Annotated in this window: 12 protein-coding genes and 1 pseudogene; 10 read left to right on the forward strand and 3 right to left on the reverse strand. The window is 65.1% G+C overall.

The genetic code is table 11. The features are described from left to right. Positions 1–4 precede the first annotated feature (4 nt). From XI03_RS25770 to XI03_RS25795, 6 genes are read left to right on the forward strand one after another with little or no spacing between them, the layout of a single operon-like run. Positions 5–1,480, forward strand: a complete 1,476-nt coding sequence (locus XI03_RS25770; RefSeq protein ID WP_038950033.1) for a type II and III secretion system protein family protein — start codon at positions 5–7, stop codon at positions 1,478–1,480. 20 nt (positions 1,481–1,500) lie between these two features. Beyond that, positions 1,501–2,235 carry a CpaD family pilus assembly protein gene (locus XI03_RS25775; RefSeq protein WP_038971338.1) on the forward strand — a complete coding sequence of 245 codons (735 nt, stop codon included), beginning with the start codon at positions 1,501–1,503 and terminating at the stop codon, positions 2,233–2,235. Then, the gene (locus XI03_RS25780) at positions 2,232–3,500 is read left to right on the forward strand and encodes an AAA family ATPase (protein ID WP_028142102.1); all 1,269 of its coding nucleotides are present in this window, start codon (positions 2,232–2,234) and stop codon (positions 3,498–3,500) included. Before XI03_RS25775 ends, XI03_RS25780 begins: the two co-directional genes overlap by 4 nt. 21 nt (positions 3,501–3,521) lie before the next feature. Next, positions 3,522–4,991 carry a CpaF family protein gene (locus XI03_RS25785; protein ID WP_028142103.1) on the forward strand — a complete coding sequence of 490 codons (1,470 nt, stop codon included), beginning with the start codon at positions 3,522–3,524 and terminating at the stop codon, positions 4,989–4,991. 10 nt (positions 4,992–5,001) lie between these two features. Beyond that, positions 5,002–5,979, forward strand: coding sequence for a type II secretion system F family protein (locus XI03_RS25790; protein ID WP_028142104.1), 978 nt, complete (start codon positions 5,002–5,004; stop codon positions 5,977–5,979). Between the two features lie 9 nt (positions 5,980–5,988). Beyond that, positions 5,989–6,963 carry a type II secretion system F family protein gene (locus tag XI03_RS25795; RefSeq protein WP_028142105.1) on the forward strand — a complete coding sequence of 325 codons (975 nt, stop codon included), beginning with the start codon at positions 5,989–5,991 and terminating at the stop codon, positions 6,961–6,963. A 75-nt stretch (positions 6,964–7,038) separates the two neighbouring features. Here the strand turns inward: XI03_RS25795 and XI03_RS25800 are convergent, their stop codons facing one another. After that, complete coding sequence (locus XI03_RS25800; RefSeq protein WP_038950029.1) at positions 7,039–7,854, reverse strand: tetratricopeptide repeat protein; 816 nt, start codon at positions 7,852–7,854, stop codon at positions 7,039–7,041. 234 nt (positions 7,855–8,088) lie between these two features. After that, positions 8,089–8,291 (reverse strand): annotated as a pseudogene (locus XI03_RS40340) (hypothetical protein). 200 nt (positions 8,292–8,491) lie between these two features. Here XI03_RS40340 and XI03_RS25810 point away from each other — a divergent pair. The 4 genes from XI03_RS25810 to XI03_RS25825 all read left to right on the forward strand — a co-directional run bounded on the left by XI03_RS25810 (position 8,492) and on the right by XI03_RS25825 (position 11,445). Continuing rightward, positions 8,492–9,865: a leucyl aminopeptidase family protein gene (locus tag XI03_RS25810; protein WP_271593654.1), complete on the forward strand. Its 1,374-nt coding sequence runs from the start codon at positions 8,492–8,494 to the stop codon at positions 9,863–9,865. Then, on the forward strand, positions 9,858–10,700 hold the full coding sequence (locus XI03_RS25815) for a C40 family peptidase (RefSeq protein WP_028142108.1): 843 nt from the start codon (positions 9,858–9,860) through the stop codon (positions 10,698–10,700). Before XI03_RS25810 ends, XI03_RS25815 begins: the two co-directional genes overlap by 8 nt. A 199-nt stretch (positions 10,701–10,899) precedes the next feature. Further along, on the forward strand, positions 10,900–11,181 hold the full coding sequence (locus tag XI03_RS25820) for a hypothetical protein (RefSeq protein ID WP_028142109.1): 282 nt from the start codon (positions 10,900–10,902) through the stop codon (positions 11,179–11,181). A gap of 36 nt (positions 11,182–11,217) precedes the next feature. Next, a complete protein-coding gene (locus XI03_RS25825) occupies positions 11,218–11,445 on the forward strand; it encodes a hypothetical protein (protein WP_271593655.1) in 228 nt (75 codons plus the stop codon). Between the two features lie 79 nt (positions 11,446–11,524). Here XI03_RS25825 and XI03_RS25830 read toward each other — a convergent pair whose 3' ends face one another. Beyond that, positions 11,525–13,162 carry an ABC transporter ATP-binding protein gene (locus XI03_RS25830; RefSeq protein WP_271593656.1) on the reverse strand — a complete coding sequence of 546 codons (1,638 nt, stop codon included), beginning with the start codon at positions 13,160–13,162 and terminating at the stop codon, positions 11,525–11,527. Between the last annotated feature and the right edge of the window lie 2 nt (positions 13,163–13,164).

The following is a 13,164-nucleotide window of genomic DNA, read 5'->3' on the forward strand; positions in this document are numbered from 1 at the left end:
CGACATGAAATGCAGGGCAGATATAGCGACGATGCGAACCTCCATGGTCCGCGCCCTGTCGTTTTCGGCCGCCTTCGCGCTGGCATTCAACCCGGTGCTGAGCCCCGTGGTCGCCGCCGACTATCGCCCCGGCGCGCCGGTCGCTGCCGACGGTCAGATGAACGCCCGCTTCCTCTCGCTCGGCATCGGCAAGTCCGTGGTGATCGACCTTCCGCGCGACATCAAGGACGTGCTGGTCGCTGACCCCAAGATCGCCAATGCGGTGGTCCGCTCGGCGCAGCGCGCCTACATCATCGGCGCCGCGCTCGGCCAGACCAACATCGTGTTCTTCGATTCTGCAGGCCAGCAGATCGCGGCCTATGACATCGCCGTCAAGCGCGACCTCAACGGTGTGCGGGCGGCGCTGAAGCAGGTCCTGCCGCATTCAGACATCCAGATCGACGGACTCGGCGACGGCATCGTCCTGACCGGCACGGCGGCGAACCCGATGGAAGCGCAGCAGGCCAACGACCTCGCCGCGCGCCTGGCCGGCGGCGCCGACAAGGTGGTGAACTCGATCGTGGTCCGCGGCCGCGACCAGGTCATGCTCAAGGTGACGGTGGCCGAAGTCCAGCGCAACATCGTCAAGCAGCTCGGCATCGACCTGACCGCGAACCTCAACTACGGCACGTCGGTGGTGAGCTTCTCCAACTCGAATCCGTTCACCGCTCTCGGCCACAACCTCGTGGACGGCAACAATCTGACCACGAAGTTCGGCGCGGCGCCGTCGGTGCAGGCCACCCTGCGCGCGATGGAAACCGCTGGCGTGATCCGCACGCTGGCCGAGCCGAACCTGACCGCGATCTCCGGTGAATCGGCAACGTTCATCGCCGGCGGCGAATTCCCGGTGCCGGCGGGCTATGCTTGCGATCCCACCACGCATGTCTGTACCACCCAGATCAGCTTCAAGAAGTTCGGCATCTCGCTCAACTTCACCCCCGTGGTGCTGAGCGAAGGCAAGATCAGCCTGCGGGTGATGACCGAGGTCTCGGAGCTGTCGAACGAGAATGCGATCACGCTGTCGCAGGCCGTGACCTCGACGTCGGTGAACTCGGTGACGGTGCCCTCGATCAGGACCCGCCGTGCCGAGACCTCGCTGGAAATTCCCTCCGGCGGCGCGATGGCGATGGCCGGCCTGATCCAGCAGCAGACCAAGCAGGCAGTCAGCGGATTGCCGGGACTGATGCAGCTCCCGGTCCTCGGCACGCTGTTCCGCAGCCGCGACTTCGTCAACAACGCGACCGAGCTGGTCGTGATCGTGACGCCCTACGTCGTTCGCGCGGTGGCGCCAAAGGACCTGTCGCGGCCGGATGACGGCTTCGCCCCGCCTGCGGATCCACAGGCCCAGCTGCTCGGCAATATCAACCGCATCTACGGCGTGCCCGGCCGGACCGAGCCGGCCAAGAACTACCGCGGCACCTACGGCTTCATCACCGACTGAGGCGGAACGGGGACTTCACGATGATCACAAGACCACCCCAGCTTCGCAAACGCGCCATCCGTCTCGGTGGCGCGCTCATCGGCATGGCGCTCGCGCTCGGCGGGTGCCAGCATGACGAAGCCGTCACGGCCTCCATTCCCGACGACTACAAGCAGCGCCATCCGATCGCGATCGAGGAGCAAAATCGTTCGATCGTCGTCTTCGTCGGCCATGCCCGCGGCGGATTGACCGCCGCCCAGCGCGCGGACGTGATGGGTGTCGCATCGGCATGGTTGCACGAAGGCACGGGCGCCATCCGTATCGACGTGCCGTCCGGCACGCCCAATGCGCGTCCGGTCGCGGACACGATGCGTGAAATCCAGGCGATGCTGGCGGGCGCAGGCGTTCCGCCGCGCGGCGTCAACGTTCGGCCCTACCAGCCGGAAGACAAGCGCTTCCTGCCGCCGATCCGGCTCACTTATTCCAAGATCGCCGCGGTCGCGGGTCCCTGCGGCCTGTGGCCGGAAGACGTCGGCCCTTCGATAAAGAACAAGAGGTGGTTCGAGAACAAGGACTACTACAATTACGGCTGCGCCTATCAGCGCAACCTCGCGGCGATGGTCGACAATCCGTCGGACCTCGAGCAGCCGCGGCCTGAAACTCCGTCCTACACGCCGCGGCGCATCACCGCTCTCGAGAAGTATCGCAAGGGTGTCACGACGACGACCACCTATCCCGAGGCCGACAAGGCCAAACTCAGCGACACCGGCAAATGATCAGCTACGCTCGCCAGATACACGAAGAGCAGCCGGACGCAGCTCCTCCGCCAGTCGAGGAGCATATTGCGCCCGCGCCGCGCGTCTCGGTCCAGGCCTTCTGCGAGACCGTGGAGACTGCTGCTGCGGTCCAGTCGGCCGGCGAAGACCGCCGTCTCGGCAAGGCCCATCTGAAGATCCAGATGGGGGGCATGGCCGCTGCAACCGAGGCCTACCGCTCGGCCCCGACGCCGAACGTCATCGTGCTCGAAAGCGACGGACGCAACGACCTGCTGGGCGGGCTCGACCAGCTCGCCACCGTCTGCGACGCCGGCACCCGCGTGGTCGTGATCGGCCGCATCAACGACGTCACACTCTACCGTGAGCTGGTGCGACGCGGTGTCAGCGACTACGTGCTCGCGCCGGTCGGCGCGATCGATGTCGTGCGCTCGATCTGCAACCTGTTTTCCGCACCAGAAGCCAAGGCGGTCGGCCGCATCATCGCCGTGGTCGGCGCCAAGGGCGGCGTCGGGGCTTCGACCATCTCCCATAATGTCGCCTGGGCGATCGCGCGCGACCTCGCCATGGACGCCGTCGTCGCCGATCTCGACCTCGCCTTCGGCACCGCCGGGCTCGACTACAACCAGGACCCGCCGCAGGGCATTGCCGACGCCGTGTTCTCGCCCGATCGCGTCGACACCGCCTTCATCGACCGCCTGCTGTCGAAATGCACCGACCATCTCAGCCTGCTGGCGGCGCCGGCGACGCTCGACCGGGTCTATGATTTCGGCACCGACGCCTTCGACGCCGTGTTCGACACCCTGCGCTCCACCATGCCCTGCATCGTGCTCGACATACCGCATCAATGGTCGGGCTGGACCAAGCGCGCCCTGATCGGAGCGGACGACATCCTGATCGTGGCCGCGCCCGACCTCGCCAATTTGCGCAATACCAAGAACCTGTTCGATCTGTTGAAGGCCGCGCGCCCCAACGACCGGCCACCGCTCTACTGCCTGAACCAGGTCGGCGTGCCGAAACGCCCCGAAATCGCCGCCGCGGAGTTCGCCAAGGCGATCGAGAGCCAGCCGATCGTCTCGATCCCGTTCGAGCCGCAGATCTTCGGCTCGGCCGCCAACAACGGCCAGATGATCGCGGAGATCTCCGCCAACCACAAGTCGATCGAGATGTTCCTTCAGATCGCCCAGCGCCTGACCGGCCGCAGCGAGACCAAGAAACAAAAGTCGTCCCTGCTTTCACCCCTGATTGACAAGTTGCGGGGAAAATAAGCCGCCGCATGGAGTTGTTAAGTGTTCGGTAAGCGTAGCGGAACAGACACCGACCTTCGGGCGCCCAAGCCCGGCGCCGTGTCGCCCGAGCCTGCCCAGGCTCCGGCGCCGACGGTGTCGCGCGCCCCGCCTCCGCCGGCCGTCGCCTCGCCGCCGCTTGCGCCTGCCAAGGCGCCGCCGCCTCCGGCCATGGAGAGCCGGCGGTCGGACAATTATTACGAGGTCAAGGCGACCATCTTCGGCGCGCTGATCGAGGCGATCGACCTCGCCCAGCTCGCCAAGCTCGATTCGGAGTCCGCGCGCGAGGAAATCCGCGACATCGTCAACGAGATCATCGCGATCAAGAACATCGTGATGTCGATCGCCGAGCAGGAGGAACTGCTCGACGACATCTGCAACGACGTTCTCGGCTACGGCCCGCTCGAGCCGCTGCTGTCGCGCGACGACATCGCCGACATCATGGTCAACGGCGCCAACACCGTCTACATCGAAGTCGCCGGCAAGATCCAGCGCACGGGAATCCGCTTCCGCGACAACCAGCAGCTCCTCAACATCTGCCAGCGCATCGTCAGCCAGGTCGGCCGGCGCGTCGACGAATCCTCGCCGATCTGCGACGCGCGCCTCGCCGACGGCTCCCGCGTCAACGCCATCGTGCCGCCGCTGTCGATCGACGGCCCCACGCTCACCATCCGCAAATTTAAGAAGGACAAGCTGACGCTCGATCAGCTGGTCAAGTTCGGCGCGATCTCGCCGGAAGGCGCCGAAATCCTCCAGATCATCGGTCGCGTCCGCTGCAACGTGCTGATCTCCGGCGGCACCGGCTCCGGCAAGACCACGCTGCTCAACTGCCTGACCAACTATATCGAGCATGACGAGCGCGTCATCACCTGCGAGGACGCCGCCGAGCTCCAGCTCCAGCAGCCTCACGTGGTGCGGCTGGAAACCCGACCGCCCAACATCGAAGGCGAAGGCCAGATCACCATGCGCGAGCTGGTGCGCAACTGCCTGCGTATGCGCCCCGAGCGCATCATCGTCGGCGAGGTCCGCGGACCCGAGGCGTTCGACCTGCTCCAGGCCATGAACACCGGCCATGACGGATCGATGGGCACGCTGCACGCCAACAACCCGCGCGAAGCCCTGTCGCGCTGCGAATCCATGATCACGATGGGAGGCTTCTCGCTTCCCTCACGCACCATCCGCGAGATGATCTGCGCCTCCATCGACGTCATCGTCCAGGCTGCGCGCCTGCGCGACGGCTCGCGCCGCATCACCCACATCACCGAGGTGATGGGCATGGAAGGCGACACCATCATCACCCAGGACATCTTCCTCTACGACATGATCGGCGAGGACGCCAACGGCAAGATCATCGGCCGGCACCGCTCGACCGGCATCGGCCGTCCGAAATTCTGGGAACGCGCCCGCTATTACGGCGACGAGAAGCGCCTTGCCGCTGCGCTGGACGCGGCGGAAGTCGCGCCGAAGACGTGAGCAGTTCAGCATGAACATGCAGGTCCTCGCCCTCGCATTCCTTGCCACCGCAGCGGTCGGCGGCATCGCCTGGGTCTTCCTCTATCCGCTGCTGTCCGGGGAACGAAAGGCCGAAAGCCGCCGCGCTTCTATCTCCCGCGCCGAGGCGCCCACGGCCCGCCAGGCCGAGAAGACCCAGCGCTCGCGCCGCGAGCAGGTCGAGACCACGCTGAAGGATCTCGAGGCGCGACGCCTGCAGGAGAAGAGCGCTCCGCTCCCCGTCCGCCTGTCGCAGGCGGGGCTCGATTGGACGCCGCAGAAGTTCTGGATCGTCTCCGCCGCCGTGGCGGGCGCGTTCTTCGCAGCCGCTCTGTTCGCCGGCGGCGGCCTGATCGGTGCTGCCGGCCTCGCCTTTGCCGGCGGCTTCGGCCTGCCGCGCTGGGCACTGGGCTTCCTGAAAAAGCGCCGCGAGGCCAAGTTCTTGGCGGCACTGCCCGATGCGGTCGACGTGATCGTCCGCGGCATCAAGGCAGGCCTGCCCTTGTTCGAATCGATCAAGGTCGTCGCGGCCGACGCGCCCGAGCCGCTGCGCAGCGAGTTTCTGGCGATCATCGAGACCCAGGCGATCGGCATGCCTCTCGGCGAGGCCTGCTCGCGGCTCTATGATCGCATGCCGTTGCCGGAGGCGAACTTCTTCGGCATCGTCATCTCGATCCAACAGAAATCCGGCGGCAACCTCTCCGAAGCGCTCGGCAACCTTTCCAAGGTGCTGCGCGACCGCAAGAAGATGAGGGAAAAGATCCAGGCCATGTCGATGGAAGCCAAGGCCTCGGCCGGCATCATCGGCTCGCTGCCGCCGATCGTGATGTTCCTCGTCTATCTCACGACGCCACATTACATCTCGGTGCTGTGGACCCATCCCACCGGCCAGCTCATGCTGGTCGGCTGCGTCGTCTGGATGGCGGTCGGCATCATGGTGATGAAGAAGATGATCAATTTCGATTTCTGACGGTGCAGTATGGTCCAGTTTCTCGTCGCGAAACTACATGACGTCCACTTCATGACCATGATGCTGGCGGCCATTGCCGCCAGCGCCACCGTCTATACGCTGGTGATGCCCCTGTTCGCCGGCGAGGGCCTCTCCAAGCGCATGAAGGCGGTGGCGAGCGAGCGCGAGCGCATCCGGCAGCGCGAGCGTGAGCGCCTTCACAAGAATGAAAAGGTCACGCTGCGCCAGACGCCGAAGCAGCTCGTCTCCAAGGTCGTCGAGGACTTCAACCTCACCAAATGGCTCGCGCAGGAAGCTGCGCGCGACAAGCTGATCATGGCGGGTTACCGCGGTCAGGCGCCCTACATCACCTTCCTGTTTGCCCGCATGGTCGCGCCGATGGTGCTCTTCATCGGCTCGGTCGTCTACGTCTTCTTGATCGCGCATCTGCAGCAGGCCATGCCGATCAAGATCGGCATCTGCATCGGCGCCGCCTATCTCGGCCTCCAGGCGCCGATGCTGTTCCTCAGGAATGCGATTTCCAAGCGCCAGCTCTCGATCAAGCGCGCCTTTCCCGACGCGCTCGACCTGCTTCTGATCTGCATCGAATCCGGCATGTCAGTCGAGATGGCGTTCCGGAAGGTCGCCACCGAGATCGTGGGACAGTCGATCGCGCTCTCGGAGGAGTTCACGCTGACCACGGCCGAATTATCCTATCTGCAGGATCGCAAGGTCGCTTACGAGAATTTGGCGCGACGCACCGGACTCGAGGGCGTCAAGTCGGTGTGTCTCGCGCTTCAGCAGGCGGAGCGTTACGGCACCCCGCTCGGACATTCCCTGCGCGTCATGGCGCAGGAAAATCGCGACATGCGCATGAACGAGGCTGAAAAGAAGGCTGCCGCCCTGCCGCCGAAGCTGACCGTGCCGATGATCCTGTTCTTCCTGCCCGTGCTGTTCGTGGTCATTCTCGGACCGACCGGCATCAAGATCTCCGAGATGCAATGACGCGGGACCCGGGCCGCGCATGCGGCTCGCGGGCAGCTTTCAGGATGAGATGATAGAAGAGACGATCAGCTCTGATCAGTCGGGTTGGCTGAGCGAGGCCACCGGCGTCCGCTTCGGTGCGCCGCGGGGAGCGTCGCTGCGGCTGAGCATCTCCTTGAGATAGGCGACGTTGGCCGCGGCCTGATCCGGTGGCAGATCTGCCTTTACGATGGTCTCGGCTTCGGCGAAGCGGCCCTGCAGACCGACGACAAGGCCGAGATTCTGCCGCACCCGGATGCTCGCACGCGGCGAGGCGTAGGCCTGCCGCAGCGCCTCTTCGGCCTTCGGAAGGTCTCTCGACAACATGTAGGACAGGCCGAGATTGGAGAGCACACCGGGATCACCCGGTGCGATCTTGAGCGCGCTCGCGTAGTAGGAACGCGCTTCCTCGTGGCGGCCCATCTGGTCCAGTGCGGTGCCCTGCACCGAGAGCAGGCGCCAGTCCGGATTGTCAGGCGAATGCGCTTTCGACAGCACATCGTAGGCCTGCTGGAAATTGCCGTTGTCGGCGAGGGCGCGGCCATATTGGGCGAGCAGCGCCTTGTTGCCGGGATTGGCGATGGTCGCCTGCTCGAGCATAGCGGCGGCCTGGGCACGCTGACCGTTGGCGCGCAACGCCTGACCGTAAGCGAGCGCGGCATCGGCGTCCTTGGGATTGGCGCGGTAGCGCTCGCCATAGACCTCGACGGCGCGCGCCGGATCGGTGGGAGTCGCCTCTGCCCGTGGTCCGCCGATCGAGCCCGTCACGTCGGAGAGTTTCGACATGCCCGTGCAGCCGCCGAGGCCCATGGCCACCGCCGCGACCAGCGAGGTGGACGCAAGAAGCCGGGCAAGACTGAACCGTAGACGCATGACGCTTTGACTCTCGAGCCGATTGATCGAGCCGAACGCGCCAGCAATAGACTGTTAACCCTAACGGCCGGTTAACACGGCCCCCGGGCCGTGCTCTCGTCGATACTCCCGCTCGCAAGCATCGTCAGGCTTGAGCGGTTGCAATCCAGCAGCAGGTCGAGGCCGCGCTCCCGGGAACGGCAGCCCTCAACACGAGATACGAGATCCGTGCGACGACGTTTTCGTCTCGCCCGATCAATATTCGATGGCAAGCCGTTTGCGGATTTCGTCGACGCGCCTGTCGAGCGCATCGAACCGCGCGTGGACGGAGCGGTCGTGGAGATAGAAGACGTAACCGCCGGCAAGGAACGCAAGATCCAATGGTGGTGCTCGACATAGCCGAAAATCGCCTCGATGGCCTCGCCAATGAATGTGACCACGCTCCACACAAATTCCATTGCATTTCCTCCGGGCGCGCTTCGTCGTCGGTCGCCTGATCTCCAACTCTGGCGACCGTTGCCGGAACCTAGCATGGCCCCCTTTCCGCGAGTAGCGGCTCGCTGAACGGTGGCAGCAAAGCCGATTGCAGCGGCGGCGAAACTCTGCGAAGTCTCATCCATTCGCATGACCCGTTTGATCTGACGATCCGGACCCGCCAATGCCTTCTGTCTTCGAGACGTCACCCGCCGCCATCCCGATCACCTTCGTCACCAAATCGAGCTGGGATCAGGTCGCCGAGGCGCTGCCGCCGCAGCAACGCGCGTTCGCCGCGGCATGCGCCTTTGCCGCCAAGCCGGGTGCCTATCTGGCGCTGCCTGCGCCCGACGGCGCAATCGCACAGGTGCTGTTCGGCCTCGAGGACGAGGGGGCGAGATCGCGCGACCTGTTCCGGCCCGGCGCCCTGCCCGGCCTGCTGCCGCCGGGGATCTATCGCTTTGCCAATGCACCCCACGATGCACGGCTGGCGGCGCTCGCCTTTGCGATCGGGCGCTACCGCTTCGCGCGGTACCGCAAGGCTGACAGGCCCGACGTCCGGCTGGTGCCGCCCGATGGCGTCGATGCGGCCGAGATCGAGCGGATCGCTGATGCGGCGATGCTCGCGCGCGACCTCATCAACACGCCCTCCAACGACATGGGGCCGGCGGAGCTGGCTGCCGCCGCGCAAGACCTCGCCGCAGAGTTCGGCGCAAGCTTCGCCTGCACCGTCGGCGATGATCTGGAGAAGAACTTCCCGCTGATCCACGCCGTCGGCATGGCCTCGAACCGCGCGCCGCGGCTGATCGACATCGGCTGGGGCGATCCCGATCATCCCAAGGTGACACTGGTCGGCAAGGGCGTCTGCTTCGACACCGGCGGTCTCGACCTCAAGCCGTCGAGCGGCATGCTGATCATGAAGAAGGACATGGGCGGCGCGGCCAACGTCCTCGCGCTGGCGCGCATGGTGATGGATGCGAAGCTGAAGGTGCGGCTGCGCGTACTGATTCCCGCGGTGGAGAACGCGGTCGCCGGCAACGCCTTCCGCCCGCTCGACATCTTCACCTCGCGCAAGGGCATCACGGTGGAGATCGGCAATACGGATGCGGAGGGCCGGCTGGTGCTCGCCGACGCGCTGGCGCTGGCTGATGAGGAAAAGCCCGATCTGCTGATCGATCTGGGCACTCTGACCGGTGCCGCGCGTGTCGCGCTGGGACCGGATTTGCCGCCCTATTACACCAATGATGAGAGCCTTGCCGCCGACCTATCGCGCTGCGCGATGCAGGAGAACGATCCGTTGTGGCGCATGCCGTTGTGGCCGCCTTACGATTCCTGGCTGGACTCCAAGACCGCTACCATCACCAACGCACCATCAGGCGGCTTTGCCGGCTCGATCACCTGCGCGCTGTTCCTGCAGCGCTTCGTCGATCAGGCGAAGAGCTGGCTGCATGTCGACATCTACGGCTGGACGCCGTCGGCAAAGCCGGCCCGTCCCGAAGGCGGCGAGTGCCAGGCCGCACGCGCCATCTACACCTTGCTGAGCGAGCGCTATGCATGATCCGCGAATAACCCCGGCGCGGGGCGACCTCGCCGCGAAATATCTCGAAGGCAAGGTCGAGGCTGATCGCTTCGTCACCGGCGAGGAATTCGAGGTGGTCGATCCGGTCGCGCCGGTGCGCGAGCAGCCGTCGTCGGGCGCGATGCTGATGACGGAGGCGCTGCGCGGCGAACGCGTCACGGTCTACGACCGCAACGGCGAGGGCTGGGCGTGGGGCCAGCTCAATGGCGATGGCTATGTCGGCTGGCTGCCGGATGCAGCGCTCATGAAACCCTCGGCGACGCCGACCCATGTGGTCAGCGCGCTGCGGACGTTCGCCTTCCCCGGTCCCTCGATCAAGCTGCCGCCGGCCGATACGCTCGTGATGGGATCCAGGCTGGCTGTGGCGCGCGAGGACGGCAGCTTCGCCGTGACGCGCGATGGACAATATTTGCCCAAGGCCCATCTCGCCCCGCTCGATCATCGCGAGCCGGATTTCGTGACGGTCGCCGAACGCTTCGCCGGCACGCCCTATCTCTGGGGCGGCAAAAGCAGTTTCGGCATCGATTGCTCCGGCCTCGTCCAGGTGTCGCTGACATCAGCGGGCATCGGCTGCCCACGCGACAGCGACATGCAGCAGGCGGGGCTCGGCCGCGCGCTGGAGCCGCATGAGCGCAGCAGCTTGCTGCGCGGCGATCTCATTTTCTGGAAGGGCCATGTCGCCATCGTCCGCGATGGCAGCACGATGGTTCACGCCAACGCGCATCACATGGCGACGGTGATCGAGGCGATCGAGCCTGCGATTGCGCGGATCAGGCAGGCCGGCAGCGAGGTCGTCGCGATCAAGCGGCTTTAGGGCCGTGGATCGCGGGGATCATACCCGATCTTTGTTCTCGGCATCCGAACAGGTTTCGGACGCGGTTGCTGACGGAACCTGCGCATTGGCACCGGAAGTATGGTTTACCTTGCGGCGCAGCTACGGAACAACGTTACATCTGAGGAGATTTGCGGAACGAAACGCGGCGCCAGTCTTTCTCTGGCTTTAGGAGGTGCCCATGAGTTCTCAAGCCAGAGAAGGCGCGTGTGCGTTCGCTTGGCGAAACTACTTGCTGCTCCACAGCGGCATCAGCGAGAACGACGACAGGCGTTCCGCCCTCTACAGCTACATCTCCAATCTTCGCGGTACCGGCGAGGATGATTTCGATCTCCTGCAGATAGCCGCGGTCGCCTACTTGAAAAAGCTCGATGAATTGCATGACGACCAATGCGCGCGCCGCGCGGCAGATGAACTTCTGGCCGAGCGTTTGGAAGCAAGCAGTTCGCAACAGGACAGATAGCTTAGGTCATAACACCAGAGCGAAGGAGCGAACAGCATGGCAGACGACACCAATGCAAACCGTTTCGTGCCCGACCCTCAACGGCGCATCGCCGCAGCGACAGCAATCGGCATGAATGCCTTGAAGCCGATGATGCACTTCCAGGTCTCAATGCTGAGGATGTGGGCCGATAGTATCGAGAGGCTCGAGGCCAATTACGACAAGAAGCTGGAAGACACTGCGGCCACACTCGAGGAAGCGCCAGACAAGGAACGCGCCGCGTAACATCAAGGCGGGCTGCCCGTGCAGCCTGCTCCGGCGAAACGCTCAGGGCGCCGCAATGTCGCGCGTCTGGAATGACGGGCTACGTCGCCACCGACCCGTTGCCCGCCGTCTCCAGCCGGAACGCCGCCGCGAACAGCGCGCGCGTGTATTCGGTCTTCGGATTCTTGAACAGCTGGGCGGCCTGCCCCTCCTCGACGACCTTGCCGCCGCGCATCACGATCAGATGGCTCGCAAGCGAAGCGACGACGCGCAGATCGTGCGAGATGAACATGTAGGTGAGCTCGCGCTTGCGCTGGAGCTCGCGCAACAGATCGACCATCTGCGCCTGGAACAGCATGTCGAGCGCGCTGGTCGGCTCGTCCAGCACGACGAAATCCGGCTCCAGCACGACCGCCCGCGCGATACTGATGCGCTGGCGCTGGCCGCCGGAGAATTCATGGGGATAGCGATAGCGGGTGTCAGGCTTCAGCCCGACGTCCTCCAGCGCCTTGACAACGCGCGCCTCGCGCTCTTCGTGCGACAGCTTCGGCTGATGCACCGAGAGACCTTCGGCGATGATGTCGGCGACCGACATGCGCGGTGAGAGCGAGCCGAACGGGTCCTGGAACACGATCTGCATGTCGCGCCGGAACGGCCGCATCTCCTTGAAGCGCAGGCCCTGGATGTCGTTCCCCAAGAACACGATACGCCCGTTTGAGGAGATCAGCCGCAGCAGCGCCAGCCCCAGCGTGGTCTTGCCCGAGCCTGACTCGCCGACCACACCGAGCGTCTCGCCCTTGCGCACGGCGATGCTGACGCCGTCGACCGCCTTGATGTGGCCGACGGTCTTGCGCATCAGGCCGCGCTTGATCGGAAACCAGACCTTCAGGTCGTTGGCGGACATCACCAACGGTGCATCCGGCTGCGGCGGCGCCGGATCGGGCTTCGGCTCCGCCGCGAGCAGGTCGCGCGTGTAGGGATGCTTCGGGCCCTTGAAGACTTGCTCGACCGGCCCCTGCTCGACGATCTCGCCGCTCTTCATGACACAGACGGTGTCCGCGATGCGGCGCACGATGCCGAGATCGTGGGTGATGAAGAGCAGGCTCATGCCGAGCCGCGATCGGATCTCGGCGAGCAGCGCCAGGATCTGCGCCTGCACCGTGACGTCGAGCGCCGTCGTCGGCTCGTCCGCGATCAACAGATCCGGCTCGTTGGCGAGAGCCATCGCGATCATCACACGCTGGCGCTGACCGCCGGAGAGCTGATGCGGATAGCTCTTCAGCCGCGTCTCGGGTTCGGGAATGCCGACCTGCGTCAGCAATTCCAGCGTCCGCCTGCGCGCCTCGGCATTGCTGGTCGGATTGTGCAGCTGGATGATCTCGCCGATCTGCGCCTCGATCGTGTGCAACGGATTGAGCGAGGTCATCGGCTCCTGGAAGATGATGGAGATGTCGCTGCCGCGAATCTCCCGCATCTGCTGCTCGGATCGGTCGATCAGTTCCTGCCCCTTGAAGCGGATGCTGCCCGAGGGATGCGAGGCGTTCGGATAGGGCAACAGCTTGAGGATCGAGAGCGCACTGACAGACTTGCCGGAGCCGGATTCGCCGACCAGCGCCAGGCATTCGCCGCGCTTGATCTGGAACGAGACCTTGTCGACCGCGAGCGTCGTGGCGCCGCCCTGGTGGAAGGCCACCGAGAGGTCGCGAACGGCAAGCAGGGGCTGGTTGATCGCGTCCATCG

It is taken from the genome of Bradyrhizobium sp. CCBAU 65884, from assembly GCF_028128835.1.
Lineage (GTDB): Bacteria > Pseudomonadota > Alphaproteobacteria > Rhizobiales > Xanthobacteraceae > Bradyrhizobium > Bradyrhizobium ottawaense.